Origin of the sequence: Streptomyces sp. NBC_01142 (assembly GCF_026341125.1) — a bacterium.
Taxonomy (GTDB): domain Bacteria; phylum Actinomycetota; class Actinomycetes; order Streptomycetales; family Streptomycetaceae; genus Streptomyces.
Map to the genome: position 1 here is coordinate 1,458,618 of NZ_JAPEOR010000002.1, position 19,634 is coordinate 1,478,251.

General features: G+C 70.6%; 20 protein-coding genes. 11 read left to right on the forward strand and 9 right to left on the reverse strand.

Going from position 1 to position 19,634, the window contains the following annotated elements; translation table 11 throughout:
- Positions 1–170: 170 nt before the first annotated feature.
- From OG883_RS24110 to OG883_RS24120, 3 genes are read right to left on the reverse strand one after another with little or no spacing between them, the layout of a single operon-like run.
- Complete coding sequence (locus OG883_RS24110) at positions 171–2,024, reverse strand: ABC transporter ATP-binding protein (protein ID WP_323180959.1); 1,854 nt, start codon at positions 2,022–2,024, stop codon at positions 171–173.
- On the reverse strand, positions 2,021–3,754 hold the full coding sequence (locus tag OG883_RS24115; protein WP_266544450.1) for an ABC transporter ATP-binding protein: 1,734 nt from the start codon (positions 3,752–3,754) through the stop codon (positions 2,021–2,023). Before OG883_RS24115 ends, OG883_RS24110 begins: the two co-directional genes overlap by 4 nt.
- A gap of 12 nt (positions 3,755–3,766) precedes the next feature.
- A complete protein-coding gene (locus tag OG883_RS24120) occupies positions 3,767–4,468 on the reverse strand; it encodes an NADPH-dependent FMN reductase (RefSeq protein ID WP_266544453.1) in 702 nt (233 codons plus the stop codon).
- A gap of 429 nt (positions 4,469–4,897) precedes the next feature.
- On the opposite strand from OG883_RS24120, the gene OG883_RS24125 reads away from it, so the two are divergent.
- Both OG883_RS24125 and OG883_RS24130 read left to right on the forward strand, forming a co-directional pair.
- The gene (locus OG883_RS24125; protein WP_266544457.1) at positions 4,898–5,110 is read left to right on the forward strand and encodes a hypothetical protein; all 213 of its coding nucleotides are present in this window, start codon (positions 4,898–4,900) and stop codon (positions 5,108–5,110) included.
- A gap of 92 nt (positions 5,111–5,202) precedes the next feature.
- Positions 5,203–5,829 (forward strand): class F sortase, encoded by a 627-nt coding sequence (locus OG883_RS24130; RefSeq protein WP_266544460.1) that lies wholly within the window; start codon positions 5,203–5,205, stop codon positions 5,827–5,829.
- A gap of 108 nt (positions 5,830–5,937) precedes the next feature.
- On the opposite strand, the gene OG883_RS24135 is transcribed toward OG883_RS24130, so the two are convergent.
- Entirely contained in the window at positions 5,938–6,285 is a 348-nt protein-coding gene (locus OG883_RS24135) for a helix-turn-helix transcriptional regulator (RefSeq protein ID WP_266544463.1), read from the reverse strand.
- A 90-nt stretch (positions 6,286–6,375) separates the two neighbouring features.
- On the opposite strand from OG883_RS24135, the gene OG883_RS24140 reads away from it, so the two are divergent.
- Both OG883_RS24140 and OG883_RS24145 read left to right on the forward strand, forming a co-directional pair.
- Positions 6,376–7,395, forward strand: coding sequence for a zinc-binding dehydrogenase (locus OG883_RS24140; RefSeq protein ID WP_266544466.1), 1,020 nt, complete (start codon positions 6,376–6,378; stop codon positions 7,393–7,395).
- Positions 7,392–7,547, forward strand: a complete 156-nt coding sequence (locus OG883_RS24145) for a 2-dehydropantoate 2-reductase N-terminal domain-containing protein (RefSeq protein ID WP_266544469.1) — start codon at positions 7,392–7,394, stop codon at positions 7,545–7,547. The genes OG883_RS24140 and OG883_RS24145 overlap by 4 nt, the downstream gene beginning before the upstream one ends.
- Here OG883_RS24145 and OG883_RS24150 read toward each other — a convergent pair.
- Positions 7,544–8,329 (reverse strand): TSUP family transporter, encoded by a 786-nt coding sequence (locus OG883_RS24150; RefSeq protein WP_266544476.1) that lies wholly within the window; start codon positions 8,327–8,329, stop codon positions 7,544–7,546. The genes OG883_RS24145 and OG883_RS24150 overlap by 4 nt on opposite strands.
- Positions 8,330–8,639: 310 nt before the next feature.
- On the opposite strand from OG883_RS24150, the gene OG883_RS24155 reads away from it, so the two are divergent.
- The gene (locus tag OG883_RS24155) at positions 8,640–9,440 is read left to right on the forward strand and encodes a putative protein N(5)-glutamine methyltransferase (RefSeq protein WP_266544479.1); all 801 of its coding nucleotides are present in this window, start codon (positions 8,640–8,642) and stop codon (positions 9,438–9,440) included.
- Positions 9,441–9,705: 265 nt separating this feature from the next.
- On the opposite strand, the gene OG883_RS24160 is transcribed toward OG883_RS24155, so the two are convergent.
- From OG883_RS24160 to OG883_RS24170, 3 genes are read right to left on the reverse strand one after another with little or no spacing between them, the layout of a single operon-like run.
- A complete protein-coding gene (locus OG883_RS24160) occupies positions 9,706–10,356 on the reverse strand; it encodes a response regulator transcription factor (protein WP_266544482.1) in 651 nt (216 codons plus the stop codon).
- Between the two features lie 12 nt (positions 10,357–10,368).
- The gene (locus tag OG883_RS24165; protein ID WP_266544484.1) at positions 10,369–11,622 is read right to left on the reverse strand and encodes a sensor domain-containing protein; all 1,254 of its coding nucleotides are present in this window, start codon (positions 11,620–11,622) and stop codon (positions 10,369–10,371) included.
- A gap of 21 nt (positions 11,623–11,643) precedes the next feature.
- Positions 11,644–12,237: a hypothetical protein gene (locus OG883_RS24170; RefSeq protein ID WP_266544487.1), complete on the reverse strand. Its 594-nt coding sequence runs from the start codon at positions 12,235–12,237 to the stop codon at positions 11,644–11,646.
- A gap of 178 nt (positions 12,238–12,415) precedes the next feature.
- Between OG883_RS24170 and OG883_RS24175 the strand changes: the two genes are divergently transcribed.
- The 6 genes from OG883_RS24175 (at position 12,416) to OG883_RS24200 (ending at position 19,044) form a co-directional block, all read left to right on the forward strand.
- A complete protein-coding gene (locus tag OG883_RS24175; protein ID WP_266544490.1) occupies positions 12,416–13,609 on the forward strand; it encodes an NAD(P)/FAD-dependent oxidoreductase in 1,194 nt (397 codons plus the stop codon).
- 1 nt (position 13,610) lies between these two features.
- Complete coding sequence (gene nirB, locus OG883_RS24180) at positions 13,611–16,208, forward strand: nitrite reductase large subunit NirB (RefSeq protein ID WP_266544493.1); 2,598 nt, start codon at positions 13,611–13,613, stop codon at positions 16,206–16,208.
- On the forward strand, positions 16,205–16,564 hold the full coding sequence (gene nirD / locus OG883_RS24185; protein WP_266544496.1) for a nitrite reductase small subunit NirD: 360 nt from the start codon (positions 16,205–16,207) through the stop codon (positions 16,562–16,564). Before nirB ends, nirD begins: the two co-directional genes overlap by 4 nt.
- A 134-nt stretch (positions 16,565–16,698) precedes the next feature.
- On the forward strand, positions 16,699–17,475 hold the full coding sequence (locus tag OG883_RS24190; protein WP_266549389.1) for an AraC family transcriptional regulator: 777 nt from the start codon (positions 16,699–16,701) through the stop codon (positions 17,473–17,475).
- Positions 17,476–17,508: 33 nt separating this feature from the next.
- Complete coding sequence (locus OG883_RS24195) at positions 17,509–18,093, forward strand: TetR/AcrR family transcriptional regulator (protein ID WP_266544498.1); 585 nt, start codon at positions 17,509–17,511, stop codon at positions 18,091–18,093.
- A 189-nt stretch (positions 18,094–18,282) separates the two neighbouring features.
- Positions 18,283–19,044: an SDR family NAD(P)-dependent oxidoreductase gene (locus OG883_RS24200; protein ID WP_266544501.1), complete on the forward strand. Its 762-nt coding sequence runs from the start codon at positions 18,283–18,285 to the stop codon at positions 19,042–19,044.
- Positions 19,045–19,117: 73 nt separating this feature from the next.
- On the opposite strand, the gene OG883_RS24205 is transcribed toward OG883_RS24200, so the two are convergent.
- The gene (locus tag OG883_RS24205; RefSeq protein WP_266544504.1) at positions 19,118–19,534 is read right to left on the reverse strand and encodes a VOC family protein; all 417 of its coding nucleotides are present in this window, start codon (positions 19,532–19,534) and stop codon (positions 19,118–19,120) included.
- Between the last annotated feature and the right edge of the window lie 100 nt (positions 19,535–19,634).

Genomic DNA, 19,634 nt, shown 5'->3' on the forward strand with positions numbered 1-19,634 from the left:
CGAGGTTGGTTCAGCGGTCGTCAGGGCTCGCAGGGACGGGATCCAAGTCTCCTACTGATCACTCACGCCACCGTACGCACGGCTGTTGCACCACGTCCCGCTGTTCGTGATGAGCACGTCCCGGCCGCCCGCCCTGCCGGGGCTTCGCCCCAGCCCCCTGAGGGGACGCCTCAAACGCCGGACGGACTTGAGGCCGCGGCGAACTGAGCCGCGTACAGCCGGGCGTATGCCCCTCCCGCCGCCAGCAGCTCCTCGTGCGTGCCCTGTTCGACGATGTGTCCCGCCTCCATCACCAGGATCACGTCCGCGTCCCTGATGGTGGAGAGCCGGTGCGCGATCACAAAGCTCGTACGGCCCCGGCGCAGCGACGACATCGCGCGCTGGATGAGCACTTCGGTACGGGTGTCCACCGAGCTGGTCGCCTCGTCCAGCACCAGGATCGACGGCTCGGTGAGGAACGCCCGAGCAATGGTGATCAGCTGCTTCTCGCCCGCGCTCAGGCCACCGCCCTCCTCGTCGACCACGGTGTCGTAGCCGCCGGGGAGCGTACGGATGAACCGGTCGGCGTGGGTGGCCATGGCCGCTTCGACGATCCGCTCGCGCGAGACCTCGCCCGGCACCCCGTACGCGATGTTGTCCGCGATCGTGCCGCCGAACAGCCAGGTGTCCTGGAGCACCATCCCGATCCCGGAACGCAGCTCCTCACGCGACATCTTCGCGATGTCCACGCCGTCCAGAGTGATCCGGCCGCCGGTCACCTCGTAGAACCGCATCAGCAGATTCACCAGGGTCGTCTTCCCGGCCCCCGTCGGCCCGACGATCGCCACCGTGTGCCCCGGCTCCACACTCAGCGACAGATCCTCGATGAGCGGCTTGTCCGGCTCGTACCGGAACGCGACCTTCTCGAAGGAGACCCTGCCGGTGACCCGGTCGGGGCGCTGCGGGAAGGCGGGCGCCGGGGACTCCTCCTCCGCGTCGAGCAGATCGAAGACGCGCTCCGCGGAGGCCACCCCCGACTGGAGGAGGTTGGCCATCGCCGCGACCTGTGTGATCGGCCCGTTGAACTCGTACGAGTACTGGACGAAGGCCTGCACATCGCCGATGGAGAGCGATCCCGAGGCGACCCGCAACCCGCCGATCACCGCGATCAGCACATAGTTGAGGTTGCCGACGAAGGTCATCGCGGGCTGGATGACACCCGAGATGAACTGGGCCCTGAAGCTCGCCTCGTACAGCTTCTCGCCGAGCTCGTCGAAGGTCTGCACGGCCTCCTTCCTGCGGCCGAAGACCAGCACCTCGGCATGGCCGGTGTACATCTCCTCGATATGGCCGTTCAGCTTGCCGGTGACGGACCACTGCCGTACGAACTGCGGCTGGGCCCGCCTGCCGATCCGTACCGCCAGCAGCACCGACAGCGGGACGGTCGCCAGCACGACCAGCGCCAGCAGCGGCGAGATCCAGAACATCATCGCCAGTACGCCGACGATGGTCAGCAAGGCCCGCACCATCTGGATGAAGGCCTGCTGCATGGTCTGGGTGATGTTGTCGATGTCGTTGGTGGTGCGGGAGAGGATCTCGCCGCGCGGCTGCTTGTCGAAGTAGGAGAGCGGGAGCCGCGCCAGCTTGGTCTCGGCCTGCTCGCGCAGCCGGTAGCCGACGCGCTGCACCATGACCATCGCCAGTCGCAACTGCACCCAGGTGAAGGCGGCGGACACAACGACCACACCGATGACGACGGCCAGGACCTGGGCCAGCGCCGGGAAGTCGACGCCGCTCGGGCCTCCGGCACCGGAGACGACGAGGTCGGTGGCGTGGCCGAGGATCTTCGGGCTCAGTACGGAGAGGGCGACGCCTGCCGTGCCGGCGGCGAGGACGGCGAGGAGCAGAGCACGTTCGGGAGCCATCATCCGCAGCAGGCGCAGGCCGGAGCCGCGGAAGTCGAGGGAGCGTTCCAGGGCGGGGGTGCTCATGGCTCCCGGACCGCGCACCGGCGCGGGCCCCCGGCGCTCGGGGACAGCACTCATGCGGCTTCCTCCTCGGTCAGCTGGGAGAGGACGATCTCCCGGTAGGTGGGGTTGGACCGCATGAGCTCTTCATGGGTGCCGGAGCCCACGACCCGGCCCTCGTCGAGGACGACGATCAGGTCGGCGCCGCGGATGGTGGAGACACGCTGCGCGACGATGACGACGGTCGAGTCTGCGGTCTCCCGCTCCAGGGCGGCTCGCAGGGCCGCGTCGGTGGCGTAGTCGAGTGCGGAGAAGGAGTCGTCGAAGAGGTAGACGGAGGGGCGGGTGACGAGCACCCTGGCGATGGCGAGGCGCTGGCGCTGTCCGCCGGAGAGGTTGGAGCCGCCCTGGGCGACCGGTGCGTCCAGGCCTTCCGTCAGTTCCCGTACGAAGTCGGCGGCCTGCGCGGTCTCCAGGGCTCGCCACAGTTCCTCGTCGCTCGCGGCGGAGTTTCCGTAGCGCAGATTGGAGGCGACGGTGCCGGAGAAGAGGTACGGCTTCTGCGGTACGAGTCCGACGGTGCGGGCCAGCAGTCCGGGCTCCACGTCCCGTACGTCCACACCGCCCACCCGGATGTCCCCGCCGGTCGCGTCGAACAGCCTGGGCACCAGGTTGAGCAGGGTGGTCTTGCCGCTGCCGGTGGATCCGATGACCGCGGTGGTGCGGCCGGGGCGGGCGATCAGGTCGACGCCGCGCAGGACCGGCTCCTCGGCGCCCGGGTAGCTGAAGTCGGCGCCTCGGATCTCCAGTCGGGCTGCTCCGCGCAGTTCGGTCACCGCGGCGGCGGGCGGGGTGACGGACGGCTCGGTGTCCAGGATCTCCTGGATGCGCTCGGCACTGACCTGGGCCCGCGGTACCTGCATCAGCAGGAAGGCCGTCATCATCACGGCCATCAGGATCTGCATCAGATAGCTGAGGAAGGCGATCAGCGAACCGGCCTGCATATCGCCCGAGTCGAGGCGGTGACTGCCGAACCAGATGATCGTGACCATGGCGAGTTCCCAGACGATGACGACGGTCGGGAACATCAGTGCCTGGAGCCTGCCGGCCCGCAGGGCGACGGTCATCAGGTCCTGGTTGGCGTCGGCATAGCGCCGCTGCTCGTGCGCGTCGCGGACGAAGGCCCGTACGACGCGGATGCCGGTGATCTGCTCCCGCATCATCCGGTTGACCTGGTCGATGCGCTTCTGCATACCGCGGAAGAGCGGCGGCATCCGCCGCATGATCAGCCCGATGGCCCCACCGAGCAGCGGCACGAAGATCAGGAGCAGCAGCGAGAGCGGCACATCCTGGTTGACCGCCATCACGATGCCGCCGAGGCAGGTCAGCGGGGCGGCGACCAGCATGGTCAGGCCGAGCACCGTCAGCGTCTGCACCTGTGTCACATCGTTGGTGGTGCGGGTGATGAGGGAGGAGGCGCCGAATCGGCTCATCTCCCGTACGGAGAAGTCCTGGACGCGGGTGAAGACGGCGGAGCGCAGATCACGGCCGACGCCCATGGCGACGCGGGCACCGAAGTAGACGGCTGCCGCGGCGCACAGGATCTGGAGCAGGGTGACGGCGACCATCACCCCGCCCATGGACAGCACATGGCCGGTGTCGCCGGTGAGTACGCCGTTGTTGATGACGTCGGCGTTGAGGGTGGGCAGATAGAGGGTGGAAAGGGTCTGGGTCAGCTGGAGGAGAACGACCAGCACGATCGTCCTGGAGTAGGGGCGCAGCCGTTCGCCCAGGAGCCTGATCAACATGGTCCGTGGCCCTCAACCCGCGTACGGGTGCGTGGACTTGGCGTTCCGCAGGGCGTGGCCCCACCAGGCGATCTGGTCGAGCATCGCCTTTGCGGCGGCATCGGGGGCGGCGGGGTCCTTGTGCTGCCCGTTGCTGTCGAAGTGCGTGGCGGCGTTGTGGAAGGAGACGGTGTCGCGGACGGTGACGGCGTGCATTTCGGCGAAGACCTGGCGCAGTTGCTCGACGGCGCGCAGCCCGCCGGACATTCCGCCGTACGAGATGAAGCCGACGGGCTTGGCCTGCCATTCGCCGAAGTGCCAGTCGATGAGGGACTTGAGGGAGGCGGGGAAGGAGTGGTTGTACTCGGGTGTGATGACGGCAAAGGCGTCGGCGTCCTCCAGCTTCGGGGAGACCTTGGCGAGTTCGGCCTGCACCTCGGGGGTGGGCCTGAAGGAGAGGGCGCTGGGCAGCTCCGACGCGGCCAGATCGACCAGCTCGACGGTGAAGTCGTCGCGCTCCGCGACCCGGGAGAGGAACCAGTCGGAGATGACGGGACCGAAACGGCCCTCGCGGTTGCTGCTGAGGATGACGGCGAGCTTCAGAGGAGCGGTGGCGGGGCTCTCCCGGGTGCCTTCCGGGATGCTTTCCGGGGCGCTTTCCGCGGCGCTCGGGATGGTCTCCCCGGTGCTTTCCTGCGTGATTTCCTGCGTGTTTTCCTGCGGCGTGGTGTCCATGGAGAAGAGCCTCGTACCTGAAGCTTGGTTGAGGTCAAGCGGCTCTTGCGACGAGGTGGAGCACGCGGCCGACGCGGATCCGATGAAGACGGTGCGGGCTGCGTACGACGCAGTGGAGTGGGACCTGATCCGACGGCCGGCGCCTCCGGCGCCCTTCCCCTTTCACCTCTTCCCCCGTTCACTCGTTCACCCGTTCACCTCGTCCCCTCTCCCCCTTCGCTCCCTCACCCGTTCAGCACGCCTGGCCCCTCAGGCCATCCGATCCCTTGTCACCGCCGATGACCTGCGGGGACACTTCCCGTCCAGTGCGACACGCCGCACCGGGCCGGTGAATCTGATTGCCCATCAGCAGGCAGGGTGTGACGGCTGCGCCTTACCTCGGTAGAGAAGACGATCCGGTGCACCACCGCGCTTCCCCGGAGGACCGCCATGCGTACCACCGCCCGCCTGCTGACCGGTACCGCGTCGGCAGTCGCCTGCACGGGCTTCGCCGGCCCCGGGGCGCACGCGGGAGACTCCGAGTCGCCGGAGGTGAACCCGGCGACCACCCAGATCGCGGCGGGTGCGGCCGTACTGGCCGCGGCCGCCGTCGGCGGGACCATGCTCCTGCGCCGCCGGGCGAGCGGCGCGCAGGGCAGTTGAGGGCAGGCCTCCACCGTCCCTCGTACCGCCATGTCCCCGCTCCCGCCAGGCCCCGAGCCGGCGGGAGCGGGGGAGATTCACCCGGAGGAGCCATGACCGCCAAGAGCAGGGGCTGGGGCATGGCCATCGCCCTGTGTGTCGGGGTGTGGCTGGTGCAGAACGGCTCCAAGGACGTGACGACCCCGCCGGTACCGTCCGCCGCCGAGGCCTTCGCCGCCGGGCCCGGGCGCCACACGGATGCGGCCGCCGACCCGATGCCGCCGTCCGCGCCCGTACGGCTTCGCATACCCGAAATCGGCGTCGACGCCCCGGTGATGCGGCTGGGACTGGGCCGGAACGGCAGCCTGGACGTCCCGCCGACCGGCAACCGCAACGTCACCGGCTGGTACGGGGACGGCACTCCCCCGGGCGCCAAGGGCACGGCGATCGTCGCCGGACACGTCGACAACACGCAGGGCCCCGCCGTCTTCCACGACCTGGGCACGCTGAAAAAGGGCCACCGGATCGACGTGACCCGCAAGGACGGCCGCACCGCGGTGTTCACCATCGACGCCGTAGAGGTGTACGAGTCCGACGACTTCCCGGACGAGAAGGTCTACGGGCCGAGGGACCGGGCGGAGCTGCGGGTGATCACCTGCGGGGGCGGGCGCTCGAAGAAGACCGGCCACCAGGGCAATGTGGTGGCGTACGCGCATCTCCTCGGGGTGCGGCCGGCCTAGGGCGAGGGCTGCCTCCGGACCGGCGTCGCCCCGGACCGATGTCGCCCGGACCGGCATGCACCCCAAACCGGCATGCGCCCCGGACCGGCATGGGTCCCGGCGTGAGGCCTAGTCGAGGCTGTCGGGGCGCAGGACCAGGTCGAGCAGCCCGGGGAAGCGCGCATCGAATTCCCCGCGGCGCAGCCGGTTGACCCGCTTGGGCCCCTCATCACGCTGTTCGACCAGGCCGGCGCCGCGCAGCACCGTGAAGTGGTGGCTGATTGCCGCCTTGCCGACAGGGACGTCGAAGCTGCCACAGCGGCGCGTCCAGTCGGGCGAGCCCGCCAGCTCGCGAATCAACTGGATGCGTACGGGATCGGCGAGCGCGGACAGCGCGGTCACGAGGGACACCTTTTCGGGATCCGTGTGCACCGGTGCGGCGCGGTGCCCTCCGCCGCCCGCCATCTGGTCCGGCATTCCACTCTCCTCTTGCGAAGTGTTCGATGGCGATCTTACACTCCGAGTGTTCGCTTTCCATTGAACACATATCGAAGGGTGCGTGCTGCCATGCGTGCGGTCGAGTTCCACGAGTACGGCGGTCCCGAGGTACTGAAGCTCGTACAGGCCCAGATCCCCGTGCCGGGGCCGGGCCAGGTCACCATCGACGCCGTATACGCCGGCGTGAACTTCGCCGACCTCAAGGCGCGGGCCGTGGGCTACCGGGTGGAATCCCTGCCCTACGTCCCCGGCCTGGAAGTCTCGGGACGGATCCGGTCCGTCGGCCAGGGCGTCGAGGGGCTGCGGCCGGGGCAGGAAGTCGCCGCCCTCACCGGCGGCGGCGCGTACGCGGAGGTCGTGGTTGCCGAGGCCGTCACCGTCTTCCCCCTCCCGGAGGGCGTCGACCTGCGGACCGCGGCCACACTCCCCACCGTGCTGCCGTCCGCGCATGCGCTGGTGCACGAGGTGGGGCGGCTGCGCGCCGGAGAGAGCGTGCTGGTGCACGGCGCGGCAGGCGCTGTCGGCACGGTGGCCGGGCAGTTGGCCCGGGCGGCGGGCGCGGGCGCGGTGTACGGCGTGGTCTCCTCGGCGGCCAAGGCCGGGCACGCCCTCAAGTACGGCTACGACGAGGTGTTCGTGAGCGACTCCTTCACGGACGGTCTCGGCGAGGAGATCCGCCGCGCCACCGGCGGCAGGGGGGTCGACCTGGTGCTCGACCCGGTGGGTGGCGACACCCTCCGCCGCGGCATCGACGCGCTGGCCGTCTTCGGACGCCTGGTGTCCTTCGGCAACGCGAGTGGGGCAGAGCCGTGGCAGGCCGGGCCGCCCGAGCTCTATGCGCGGGGCCGTTCGGTCGCGGGTTTCTCCATCCTGGCGCTCGCCCAGTCGGCTCCCGAGGCAGTGCGATCTCTCGCCGAGCGCGCGTTCCGCACCGTCGTCGACGGAGTCGTGGAGCTTCCGGTCACCGCGGAGTTCCCTCTGTCGGAGGCGTCGGCGGCCCACACGCTGATGGGCGGGCGCACCTCCACCGGCAAGTTGCTGCTGCGGGTCGCCGACGCCGGGCCCGCTGCGGAAGGATCACCCGCATGAGGATCCTGGTCGTCGGCGCCGCAGCCACGGGAGGCTTCTCAGGCGCCCGCCTCGTCCGGGCAGGACGGGATGTCACCTTCCCGGTCCGCCCGCACCGCGCCGACACCCGCGCCGACACCCGCGCCGCGAAGATCCCCGGACAGAACACCTAGGCAGTCCACTGGTCGAAGGCCAGCTTGGCGACCAGTGAGAAGACGACGACGAGCAGCACGCCACGGACGAACTCGCTGCCCTTCCTGAGCGCCATGCGGGCGCCGAACATGCCGCCCGCCAGGTTGAACACCGCCATCACCGCGGCCAGTTGCCACATCACCGTGCCCTGGTAGGCGAACATCCCCAGCGCCCCGCCATTGGTGCAGACGTTGACGATCTTGGCGGTGGCTGAGGCGGTCACCAGGTCGAGATGGAGTACGGCGGTGAGCGCGAGGACCAGGAAGGTGCCGGTGCCGGGCCCGAACAGACCGTCGTAGAAGCCGATCCCGCCGCCGACAAGGACGATCGCCGTGATGGCGCGGGCCCGGGTGACAGGGCCTTTGCCCGTGTCCGCCGCGGTGCCGAAAGAGGGGCGCAGCATGACGAAGGCCGCGACGCCGAGCAGCACCACCATGATCACGGGGCGGAGTACGTCGCTGCTGATGCCGGCCGCGAAGAACGCGCCGCCCATCGAGCCGGCAAGGGCCGCGAGCCCGATCCGTACCGCCGTCTTCACCTGCACCGGCGCCTTGCGGACATAGGTGACGGCGGCGCCCGAGGTACCGACGATGGCAACGGCCTTGTTGGTGCCGAGGATCTGCGCGGCCGGGACCTGCGGCAGGCCGAGCAGGAGGGCGGGCAGGAGCAGCAGCCCTCCCCCGCCCACCACCGCGTCGATCCAGCCCGCCACGGCTGCGGCGAGGCAGAGGAACACGAGGGTGGTCAGCGATATGTCGGGCATGATCGCGACCCTACGAAGCGGATCGGTGTGCCGTCCATCGATCCCGGGAGAGTTGAGCGGCCTCTGAGGTTCCTGCGGCGGGCCCGCGGGGCGGGTGGGCCGCGAGCGACGAGTGGCCCGGGCAACGGCCACGGAATCCTCACTTCCCGTACCCCCGCGATCGGGTAGTGTTGCCGACTTCAGCAGTGAACGACCGAGGAGGTGGGACCCATTACCGCTGTATCAGGCTGGGTGCTCCCCCTCACGGCCGCGCGGTTCATCCGGCATTAGGTGACCGCGGGAGCGCCCTCAGGCGCCCCGGAAGGCTCTTATGTCGGCTTCACCCTCACTTCTCCCCCACTCCGTCATCGTCACCAGGCTTCGTGCCGCCGGCTGCGTATTCGCCGAGGACGAGGCGCAGTTGCTCATCTCCACGGCACGGACACCGGACGACCTCGCCACCATGGTGGACCGGCGGGTCGATGGCCTGCCCCTCGAACACGTCCTGGGCTGGGCCGAGTTCTGCGGTCTGCGGATCATGATGGACCCCGGTGTGTTCGTACCCCGGCGACGCACCGAGTTCCTCGTCGGCCGAGCCGCCGTCCTCGCCCCGCCCCGCGCCGTCGTCGTCGACCTGTGCTGCGGCTCGGGCGCGCTGGGCGCGGCACTGGCCGCGGCCCTGGACCGGGTCGAGCTGTACGCCGCCGACATCGACCCCGCCGCCGTACGGTGCGCCCGCCGCAATGTCGCTGCCGCCGGTGGCCAGGTGTACGAGGGGGATCTCTACGAGCCCCTGCCCGCCGCACTGCGGGGCCGCGTCGACGTCCTGCTCGCCAACGTGCCCTACGTACCCACCGAAGAAATCGAGCTGCTCCCCGCCGAGGCCCGCATCCACGAGGCGCGGGTGGCGCTCGACGGTGGCTCGGACGGGCTGGACGTCCTACGGCGGGTGACCGCCGCAGCGTCGCGGTGGCTGACACCGGGCGGCAGCCTGCTGTTCGAGACGAGCGAGCGCCAGGCGCCGCACGCGGTCGAAACCGTCGCCCGCAGCGGGCTGATCCCGCGCGTGGTCACTTCCGACGAGCTGTACGCCACCGTCGTCATCGCAACGAGGCCCTCGACGAAGCCCTGACCGGCGGCGCCTTCCCGTCTTCCCGGTGATCGCCGCCCGTGCCTCCTGCACCTGAGCACGGACGGCAACCAGCGGCAAGCGGCCGGCGAAGCTCAGGAGCGGGACGAAACTCAGGGGCCCAAGAAACTCAGGGGCCCAAGAAGCTCAGGGGCCCAAGAAGCTCAGGGGCGCAGGAAGTTCAGAGGCGCAGGAAGTTCAGGGCCGCGCAAAGCTCAGGGGCCCAAGAAGCTCAGGGCCGCGCAAAGCTCAGGGGCGGGGCGAAGTTTCAGGGGCGGGCGTCCAGGTACCGCAGCACCGCAAGGACCCTGCGGTGCCCCGACTCCCCCGGCGGCAGGCCCAGCTTGGTGAAGATGTTCGCGATGTGCTTCTCCACCGCCCGCTCCGACACCACGAAGCTCTCCGCGATCGAGTGGTTCGTACGGCCCTCGGCCATCAGGCCCAGCACCTCACGCTCCCGCGGCGTCAGCGTGTCCAGTGCCGAGGTGCGGCGGCTCGCGCCGAAGAGCTGGGCGACGACCTCCGGATCGAGCGCCGTGCCGCCCGACGCGACCCGCTCCAGCGCCGACACGAACTCGCCGATGTCCACGACCCGTTCCTTCAGCAGGTAGCCGACGCCCGCGCCACCGTTGCCCAGCAGCTGGGTCGCGTACCTCGTCTCCACGTACTGGGAGAAGATCAGCACCCCGACCCCCGGCCATGAGCGCCGTATCTCCACAGCCGCCCGCAGGCCCTCGTCCGTGTGGTCCGGGGGCAGCCGGATGTCGACGACCGCCGCCTGCGGGCGGTGTTCGGCGACCGCGGCCAGCAGTGAGGCCGCGTCGCCCACCGCCGCGGCCACCTCCACCCCCCGCAGGGTGAGGAGTTGGACGAGTCCCTCGCGCAGCAGCGCGGAGTCCTCGGCGATGACCACGCGCATGGGCGGCATCCTTCATCGGTCCGGGAGGCGGTACGGAAGTACGACGGTGACCACCGTAGGGCCTCCCGCCGGGCTGTCGCAGGTCAGCGCCCCGTCGACGGTACGGGCCCGGGCGAGCAGCCCGGTCAGCCCGCTGCCCGCGCCCACCGCCGCTCCCCCGCGCCCGTCGTCCCGTACGGACAGCCGCAGTTCACCGTTCCCGCACGACACCTCGATCTCCCCCTGCGTGGCGTGCGCGTGCTTGACCACGTTCGCGAGGAGTTCCGCTGCGCAGAAGTAGGCGATGGACTCCAGCGCGGGGGAAGGCCGTTCACGGATGTGTGCGGTGAGCGAGACCGGCAGGGCGACATCCGCCGCGAGCGTGGCCAGCGCCGCGTCCAGACCCTGGTCCAGGACCGGCGGATGGATGCCCCGCACCAGATGCCGCAGATCCGCGACCGCCTGCGTCGCGTTCGTACGGGCCGTCTCCACCACGCCCAGCACCCGCTCCCGGTCCGCGTCCGCCGCGATCAGCTCGCCGATCAGGGTCAGGTGCATCCCGAGCCCGACGAGCCGCACCTGCGTGCCGTCGTGCAGGTCCCGCTCGATGCGGCGCAGGGTCGCCGCCGCGTCGTCGACGGCCAGCGCCCGGGTCTCCTCCAGTGTGCGAATGCGCCGGCCCGTCCCGTCCGGGCCGAGCAGGGAGCTCAGCATCAGCCGGTGCGGGACGAGGGCGTGGCGCAGCAGCCAGGGAGCGGCGTACAGCAGCAGCGCGCCCGCCGCGACGACCGCGAGCCACCGTGGCCAGGAGTCGAACTGCACGCCGAAGAACTGGAGCGACACCTGGCGTACGGAGCCGTCCGGCTCGCGCACGGTCGTGTAGTTCCAGTGCTTGAGGATCGGATGGAGAAGGAACAGCAGCCCGTATACACAGCCGGCCACCACGGCGGCGAACGGCAGCACTGCGGTCAGCGGCGCGGCCAGCGCGCATCGGACCGCGCGCCACCCGGCCCGGTCCCCCAGCACCGCCCGCCGCCAGCCGAACGCCCCCGGCTCGTCGCGTCGTACGGGCGGCTCGATGTCGAGCCCGAGCAGGGCGCGGGCAAGCGTGCGCTGGAGCGCGCCGAGGGCCAGCGCGCCGCGCACGCTCAGGGCGATCAGCCACGGCCCGAGCGGCGTCACCGACAGCAGGCCGCCCACCAGCAGCCCGACGAGGACGAGCAGCATGCCCACCAGGGCGAGGGGCAGTGCCAGGAGGGCGTAGAGGAGGGCACGCAGTCGATGCATGAGGCTCAACCTAGAACTGACCTAGAACTGGTGGATGATGGGGACGGACAGGACGGAGCACAGCGCGGCGATGCCCAGCGCGATCCCGGTGGTCCGCAAGAGTCCGGAGCGGTCCGTGCCGAGGAGGCCGGTGACCAGCCGCGCCTGCACCGTGGTGAACCCCTTGACGACCCACGGTGTGAGGAACAGGAAGGGCACGCCGCCGCTGATTCCGTGCACGGCCCAGGCGCCGGCCATGGTGGGGCCGCCCCACGACTGGGTGGGGTCGTTGTCGGGCCGCAGTGGAAAGCCGAGGTTGATCGCCACGACCAGCCAGAAATAGCAGGTGACCGTGGCTGCTGCGACATTGATCGGCAGGCTGATCACCGCGTGCGCGAGGGCGAGCGGGCCGGTGCGGGCCGGCTCCCCGGTCTCCAGTCCGAGAAGTCGCCCGGCGAGCCCCCGCTGTATGCGCCCGGCCGGGCCGCCGACGAGGGCGAGGGGGATGCACAGGATGCCGACCGGAAGGGCGAGCACGACGTACGCGACCCTCTTCCAGGTGTCGGCCGTAAAAGGGGCGCGGAGGATCTCGCGCGTCCGGCTCTCGACGGCCGGCGGCTGCTGTGTGGTGTCCATGCGCCAAGGTTCCCGCCCGGGCGGCCCCGCATCGATCGTGCCAGTACGGAGGTGGCAGGTGGGGTAAACCGAACCCCCGCCGCCCTCACACCCGAGCCCCCGGCATGCTGAGGGCAGCGTTCCCCGCGGGAAACAGACGGGGACCTGCCGGGTAACACCGACGACGCACGCTGCAGGCATGGCTTCAGAGATCGTGGTGATCGGCGGCGGGACGGCGGGCGCACAGCTGGCGCGCCGGCTCGGCGGCGCGGGCATCTCCGTCACCGTTCTCGGCGAGGAGCCGCACGCCCCGTACAACCGGGTGCTGCTCGCGGAGGTCCTCGCCGGGCGGTACGGCCCCGAGGTGATCGCTCTGCCCGAGGTGCCGGTACGGCGCGGTGTGCGGGCGACCTCCATCGACCGGGACCTGCGGCTGGTGCACTGCGCGGACGGCACCTCGGTTCCGTACGAGCGGCTGGTGCTCGCGACCGGCTCCAACCCGGTGCTGCCGCCGCTGCGCGGAATCTCCGGCGGGCTGCCCGACGGCGTGCATCCCTTCCGTACTCTCGACGACTGCGCGGCGCTGTCGGCGGCCGTACGACCGGGCATCCGCGCGGTCGTCGTCGGCGGCGGGCTGCTCGGTGTCTCGGCAGCCCGCGCCCTGGCCTCGCGCGGCGCCAAGGTGGTGCTCGCCCAGCAGGGCGAGCACCTCATGGAGCGCCAACTCGACGTTTCCGCGTCGGTGTTGCTGCGTGACCACCTCGAAGCGCTGGGTGTGGAGATCCACACGGAGTGCCGCGTACGCGGCCTGCACGGCACGAACGTCGAGCTCGCCGACGGGTACGTCCTCGCCTCCGAACTCGTCGTGCTGGCATGCGGCGTACGTCCCCGGGTCACCCTTGCGCTGGACGCCGGGCTGGACGTCCGCAAAGGCATCGTCGTCGACGACGAGCTGCGCACCTCGGACCCCTGCATCCACGCCATCGGCGACTGCGCGGAACACGCGGGGGTCGTCCAGGGCCTGGCGGGCCCTGCGCTGGAACAGGCGGACGTCCTGGCGTCCGTGCTCACCGGGACGGCCGCCCGCTACACCGGCACCCGCGCCCTGACCCGGCTGACCCTCACCGGGGAGGGTGCCGCCTCCGCCGGCCCGCTCGATCTCGCCGCGTTCGGCGATCCGACGCCCCGCCCCGGGGACGACGTCGTCCAGCTCGCCGATGCCACCCGGGGCGCGTACCGCAAGGTCGTCGTCCGCGGGGACCGGCTCGTCGGCGGGGTACTGCTCGGGGATCTCGCCGCAGTCGGCGCGCTCGCCCGTGCCTGGGAGGGCGACGAGGCCCTGCCGGACTCCGTGCCCCTGCTCCACCTGCTCACCAATGATGGAGGCCTCTGACATGCCTGCGATGTCCACCCCCACGACTCCCACCATCGTGGTCGTCGGCCATGGCATGGTCGGCCAGCGATTCCTCGAGGCCCTCGCCGAGCGGGGCGTGGCCGGGCGAGCCCGGATCGTCGTACTCTGTGAGGAGCCCCGCCCGGCCTACGACCGGGTCCAGCTCACCTCCTACTTCTCGGGCCGCACTCCCGACGATCTCTCCCTCGTCGAGGGGGACTTCATGGAGCGCCACGGCATCGAGCTGCATCTCGACGACCCGGCCGAGACCCTCGACCGGGCGGCCCGCACGGTCACCTCGCGGGCCGGCCGGACGTTCACGTACGACACGCTCGTCCTCGCCACCGGCTCGTACCCCTTCGTGCCGCCGGTGCCGAACAAGGACGCCGAGGGCTGTTTCGTCTACCGCACGATCGAGGATCTGCTCGCGATCGAGGAGTACGCCAAGACGGCCCGCACCGGCGCGGTCGTCGGCGGCGGGCTGCTCGGCCTGGAGGCGGCGGGTGCCCTCAAGGGCCTGGGCCTTCGGACGCACGTCGTGGAGTTCGCGCCCCGGCTGATGCCGGTGCAGGTGGACGACGGAGGCGGCGCGGCGCTGCTGCGCACCATCGAGCGGATGGGGCTGAGCGTCCACACGGGCACCGGCACCCAGGAGGTCACCGTCGACGAGACGGGGGCGGTCAACGGCATGGCCCTGTCGGACGGTTCGGTCCTGGCCACCGATCTTGTGGTCTTCTCGGCGGGCGTACGGCCCCGCGACCAGCTCGCCCGCGACGCGGGCCTGGAGGTGGGTCAGCGCGGCGGCATCGTGGTCGACGAGCAGTGCCGTACGTCCGACCCCGCGGTGTTCGCGATCGGCGAGTGCGCGCTGGCATCGGACGGCCGGGTGTACGGACTGGTCGCGCCCGGCTACGAGATGGCCGAGACCGCGGCCGCCGCGCTGGAGGGCGAGGTCAAGACCTTCACCGGTGCCGACATGTCGACCAAGCTCAAGCTCCTCGGCGTGGACGTGGCCTCCTTCGGTGACGCGCACGGCACGGCCGAGGGCTGCCTCGACGTCGTGTACTCCGACTCCCGCTCCGGCATCTACAAGAAGCTGGTGGTCGACCCGGAGGGCACGCTGCTCGGCGGCGTGCTGGTCGGCGACGCCGACTCGTACGGCATGCTGCGCCCGCTCACCGGGTCCGTGCTGCCCGTCTCCCCCGAGCAGCTGGTGCTGCCGGCCGGCGCGGGCGCACCCGCCGCTCTCGGCCCGTCCTCGCTGCCGGACGACGCGGTCATCTGCTCCTGCCACAACATCACCAAGGGCACCATCCGCGGCGCGGTCACCGAGCACTCCTGCACGACCGTGCCCGAGGTGAAGAAGTGCACCAAGGCCGGTACGGGCTGCGGCAGTTGCGTCAAGGTGCTCGGCCAGCTGGTCAACGCCGAGCTGGAGGCATCGGGCGTCGAGGTCGACAAGGGCCTGTGCGGCTGCTTCGGCCAGACCCGTCAGGAGCTGTACGAGATCGTCCGGGCGCTGCGCATCACCTCGTACGAGCAGCTTCTCGACTCGCACGGCCGCGAGCCGGCCCGCGGCGGCAACGGCTGCGAGATCTGCAAGCCGGCCATCGGCTCGATCATCGCCTCGCTGGCGCCGACGATCGGCGCCGACGGCTACGTACTGGAGGGCGAGCAGGCCGCGCTCCAGGACACCAACGACCACTTCCTCGCCAATATGCAGAAGAACGGCTCGTACTCGATCGTGCCGCGCATCCCGGGCGGCGAGATCACCCCCGAGAAACTGATCGTGATCGGTGAGGTGGCCCGCGACTACAACCTCTATACGAAGATCACGGGCGGCCAGCGGATCGACCTGTTCGGCGCACGCGTCGACCAGCTCCCGCAGATCTGGGCTCGGCTGGTGGACGCCGGCTTCGAGTCGGGGCATGCGTACGGAAAGGCACTGCGTACGGTCAAGTCCTGTGTGGGGCAGACCTGGTGCCGCTACGGCGTGCAGGACTCGGTCAAGATGGCCATCGACCTGGAGCTCCGCTACCGGGGCCTGCGCTCCCCGCACAAGCTGAAGTCCGCGGTCTCCGGCTGCCAGCGCGAGTGCGCGGAGGCGCAGAGCAAGGACTTCGGGGTCATCGCCACCGCCAACGGCTGGAACCTGTACGTCGGCGGCAACGGCGGCGCGACCCCGCGCCACGCGGATCTGCTCGCCCAGGATCTTTCGGACGCCGAACTGGTCCGGCTCATCGACCGGTTCCTGATGTTCTACATCCGCACCGCCGACCGTCTCGAGCGCACCTCGACCTGGCTGGAGCGGATCGAGGGCGGCCTCGACCATGTGCGGGACGTGGTCGTCCATGACTCGCTGGGCATCTGCGCGGAGCTCGAGGCGCTGATGGCGGCCCATGTCGCCGGCTACCGCGACGAGTGGTCCGAGACCATCAACGACCCCGAGCGGCTGCGCCGCTTCGTCTCCTTCGTCAACGCACCCGAAGTCCCCGACCCGACAGTGAAGTTCGTGCCCGAGCGCGACCAGGTCAAGCCCGATCTGCCGCTGCTGTCCATCCGTCCGCTGCAAGCCCTGGAAGGTACCGCCGCCCGATGACGATCGCCGCTGAGAAGCCCGAGAAGACGGATACACAGGTCCAGCTCCGCCTGGGCGGGGAGTGGTTCCCGCTCTGCGCACTGTCCCAGCTCACCCCGGGCCGCGGGGTCGCGGCCCTGCTGCCGGACGGCCGCCAGGTGGCGGTCTTCCTGGACCGCGCGGGCACACCGTACGCCATCGACAACCGCGACCCGTTCTCCGGCGCCCGGGTGCTGTCCCGGGGGCTGGTCGGCTCGTCGTCCGGCCGCCCCTTTGTCGCCTCGCCACTGCTCAAGCAGCGCTTCGACCTGGAGACGGGCCGCTGCCTGGACGACGAGACGGTATCGGTGACCGCCTACGAGGTGCGGATGGGGTGAAAAGCGGCACACCCCTCACGCCGTCGTCGGGCCGGCACGGCGACGACAATGGGCGGGTGGACACCGCGAAGACCCCACCACGAGGCGACGGCTGGGCTCGGTACTGGCGCGACCCGGACCGCCCGCTGGAGGCCATGCACGCGCACTTCTTCCAGCACGTCTACCACCCGCACAGCCATGACGCGTACTCCTTCGGGATCACCGAGGCGGGTGCCCAGCGCTTCAGCTGCCGGGGCGGGGCGCACATCAGCGGCGCGGGCATGGTCATGGCGTTCAACCCGGACGACGCACACGACGGGCGGGCAGCGGCCGACCTCGGATACCAGTACCGGATCGTGCACATCGGCCCCGATCTCGTACGCGACGTACTCGCCGACGCGACCGAAGGCCGGGGCGCGATGCCGCTGTTCGCGCAGCCCGCGCTGCACGACCCCGAGCTGCGGACCGCGCTGCTGAGGCTGCACACCGCGCTCGTCGGCGAGGCGGATCCGCTGGTACGGGACGAGCGGCTGACCGCGACCGTCACGGCGATGGTCCGGCGCAGCGCGACGCGTCCGCTGCGGGCGCCTGAACCGGCGCAGGGCGGCCGGACCCGGACTGCCGCGCGCCGGGCGCGGGCGCTGCTCGACGAGGCGTACGCGGAGCAGATCCCGGCCCAGCGGCTCGCCGAGGCCGCCGGCTGCAGCCGCTTCGCGCTGTACCGCGCCTTCCACACCGAGTACGGCATGTCGCCCAGCGACTGTCAGCGGCTGCTGCGGCTGCGCCGGGCGCGCAGGCTGCTGGCGGGCGGCAGTTCGGCCGCGGATGCGGCGGCAGCATCCGGCTTCACCGACCAGAGTCACTTCCACCGCTGGTTCGTGCGCTGCTTCGGGGTGACCCCGGGCGCGTACCGGAAGGCCCATCTATCTTGACCGCTCGTTCCAGATAGGGCTACGGTTCCTTCCGTGGCCAGGACCAAGGAATTCGATCCGGACGCCGCGCTCCAGGCGGCTCTCGAGCTGTTCTGGCGGCGCGGATACGAAGCGACGTCGATGGCGGACCTGGTCGAGCATCTCGGCATCGGCCGCGCCAGCATCTACGCCACCTTCGGCAACAAGCACGCGCTGTACCTGAAGGCGATGGACCGGTACGCCGAGACGTGCCACCCGCAACTGTTCGACGAACTCTCACAGCCCGGGCCCGCGCTGCCCGCCGTGCGCGCGGTGGTGCGGCGGTTCGCTACCGAGTCCACCGCCGACGAGGGCCGCCGGAACGGCTGTTTCGTGACGAACACCGCGGCCGAACTGGGCCCGCACGACGCGGACGCGGCCCGCCGGGTCGAGATCAGCTGGGAGAACATCGAGACACTGATCCACTCGGCGCTGGTGCGGGCCCAGGCCCAGGGGGAGCTGGACAAGGACCGCGAACCGCGGGCGCTCGCCCGGATGCTGCTCGTTCTCATGCAGGGCATGCGGGTGGTCGGCAAGACGTCCGGCGACCCGGGCAGGGTCGGGGACGCGGCCGAGCAGGCACTGACCCTGCTGGACTGATCGACGGACGCCATCGGGCGCCTTTTCGTCTGCCCCAATAATGGAACGATCAGTCAAAAAAGGGGAGGTCGCGGCTGCCTTCACCCTCCTCTCCGCACTCGTCCGCCCGCACCTCCGCACTTCCGTACCTGCGCATCACATACACACATCCACATACACATACACATATCCACCAGGGGAGTTACCGATATGTCCGCTCGCTTCACCGGCAGGACCGTCCTCGTCACCGGCGCCGGAACCGGTCTCGGCCGCGCCATCGCTCTCGCCTTCGCCGCCGAAGGGGCCTCGGTCGTCGCCGCGGGCCGCAGCGCCGGCACCCTCGGCGAGACCGTCGCGCTGATCGAGAAGGAGGGCGGCACGGCCGCAGCCGTCATCGCCGACGTCACCCGCTCCGACGATGTACGCGACCTGGTGCGGGCCACCGTCGACCGCTTCGGCGGGCTGGACATCGCCGTCAACAACGCCGGGATCCTGCGCGGCACCGTGCCCGTCGGCGAGGTGAGCGAGGAGGACTGGGACGCCGTGCTGCGCACCAATGTCACCGGCGTCTGGCTCGCCATGAAGCACCAGATCGCCCACATGAAGGAGAACGGCGGCGGCTCGATCGTCAACATCTCCTCCAATCTGGGCACGCATCTGCGGATCCCGAACCTCGCCGCCTACATCACCTCCAAGGCCGCCGTCACCGCGCTGACCCGCGCCGCCGCGCTCGACCACATCCACCAGGGCATCCGGATCAACGCGGTCAGCCCCGGCGCGTCCGTCGCCCCCATGTCGCTGCGGTCCGGCGAGAGCGAGGCGGACCGCGCCGAGCGGATGAAGTCGCAGACCCCGCTGGGCAGGGCCGCGGAGGCGGCCGAGGTGGCGGCCGCGGTGCTCTACCTCGCCTCGCCGGACGCGGGTGCGGCCGTCGGCACCGACCTCGTCGTCGACAGTGGCTCCTCGGCCTGACCACACGGTGACGTACGAGGGCCTCATGGCCTGAGGCCCTCGTACCCGTGGGGGCGACCGGCCGGCGGGGGTGTCAGCACTGGCCTTCGGCCGTGGCCGCCTCGACGTCCATCCACACGACTTCCCACAGGTGGTTGTCGGGGTCCTGGAACGAGCGGCCGTACATGAAGCCGTGGTCCATGGGCTCGTTGGCGGGGGAGCCGCCGGAAGCAAGGGCCGCGTCGGCCAGCTCGTCGACCTTCTCGCGGCTGTCGGCGCTCAGACAGAGGATGACCTCGGTGGACGTGGAGGCGTCCGCGATCTCCTTCTTGGTGAACTCCTTGAACCGCGGCTGGGTGATCAGCATGGCGAAGATCGTGTCGCTGATGACCAGACATGCCGTGGTCTCGTCGCTGAACTGCGGGTTGAAGGAGTAGCCGAGCTTGCTCCAGAACGACTTGGTGGTCTCGAGGTCGTTCACCGGCAGGTTGACGAAAATCAGCTGGGACATGGCTGTCTCTCTTCTCTCATCGGCGTGCTCTGGTGTTGCCGTCGAAGGGGTAGACCGCGGGGCGGCGCGAGACTCATCGCTCACCCCGAAAGAACCTCGT

What these genes read in the sequence shown, in the direction of transcription:
- OG883_RS24110 (WP_323180959.1), bottom strand. Translation starts at nt 2,024, where the DNA reads ATGAGTGCTGTCCCCGAGCGCCGGGGGCCCGCGCCGGTGCGCGGTCCG.
- OG883_RS24115 (WP_266544450.1), bottom strand. Translation starts at nt 3,754, where the DNA reads ATGTTGATCAGGCTCCTGGGCGAACGGCTGCGCCCCTACTCCAGGACG.
- OG883_RS24120 (WP_266544453.1), bottom strand. Translation starts at nt 4,468, where the DNA reads ATGGACACCACGCCGCAGGAAAACACGCAGGAAATCACGCAGGAAAGC.
- OG883_RS24125 (WP_266544457.1), top strand. Translation starts at nt 4,898, where the DNA reads ATGCGTACCACCGCCCGCCTGCTGACCGGTACCGCGTCGGCAGTCGCC.
- OG883_RS24130 (WP_266544460.1), top strand. Translation starts at nt 5,203, where the DNA reads ATGACCGCCAAGAGCAGGGGCTGGGGCATGGCCATCGCCCTGTGTGTC.
- OG883_RS24135 (WP_266544463.1), bottom strand. Translation starts at nt 6,285, where the DNA reads ATGCCGGACCAGATGGCGGGCGGCGGAGGGCACCGCGCCGCACCGGTG.
- OG883_RS24140 (WP_266544466.1), top strand. Translation starts at nt 6,376, where the DNA reads ATGCGTGCGGTCGAGTTCCACGAGTACGGCGGTCCCGAGGTACTGAAG.
- OG883_RS24145 (WP_266544469.1), top strand. Translation starts at nt 7,392, where the DNA reads ATGAGGATCCTGGTCGTCGGCGCCGCAGCCACGGGAGGCTTCTCAGGC.
- OG883_RS24150 (WP_266544476.1), bottom strand. Translation starts at nt 8,329, where the DNA reads ATGCCCGACATATCGCTGACCACCCTCGTGTTCCTCTGCCTCGCCGCA.
- OG883_RS24155 (WP_266544479.1), top strand. Translation starts at nt 8,640, where the DNA reads ATGTCGGCTTCACCCTCACTTCTCCCCCACTCCGTCATCGTCACCAGG.
- OG883_RS24160 (WP_266544482.1), bottom strand. Translation starts at nt 10,356, where the DNA reads ATGCGCGTGGTCATCGCCGAGGACTCCGCGCTGCTGCGCGAGGGACTC.
- OG883_RS24165 (WP_266544484.1), bottom strand. Translation starts at nt 11,622, where the DNA reads ATGCATCGACTGCGTGCCCTCCTCTACGCCCTCCTGGCACTGCCCCTC.
- OG883_RS24170 (WP_266544487.1), bottom strand. Translation starts at nt 12,237, where the DNA reads ATGGACACCACACAGCAGCCGCCGGCCGTCGAGAGCCGGACGCGCGAG.
- OG883_RS24175 (WP_266544490.1), top strand. Translation starts at nt 12,416, where the DNA reads ATGGCTTCAGAGATCGTGGTGATCGGCGGCGGGACGGCGGGCGCACAG.
- nirB (WP_266544493.1), top strand. Translation starts at nt 13,611, where the DNA reads ATGCCTGCGATGTCCACCCCCACGACTCCCACCATCGTGGTCGTCGGC.
- nirD (WP_266544496.1), top strand. Translation starts at nt 16,205, where the DNA reads ATGACGATCGCCGCTGAGAAGCCCGAGAAGACGGATACACAGGTCCAG.
- OG883_RS24190 (WP_266549389.1), top strand. Translation starts at nt 16,699, where the DNA reads ATGCACGCGCACTTCTTCCAGCACGTCTACCACCCGCACAGCCATGAC.
- OG883_RS24200 (WP_266544501.1), top strand. Translation starts at nt 18,283, where the DNA reads ATGTCCGCTCGCTTCACCGGCAGGACCGTCCTCGTCACCGGCGCCGGA.
- OG883_RS24205 (WP_266544504.1), bottom strand. Translation starts at nt 19,534, where the DNA reads ATGTCCCAGCTGATTTTCGTCAACCTGCCGGTGAACGACCTCGAGACC.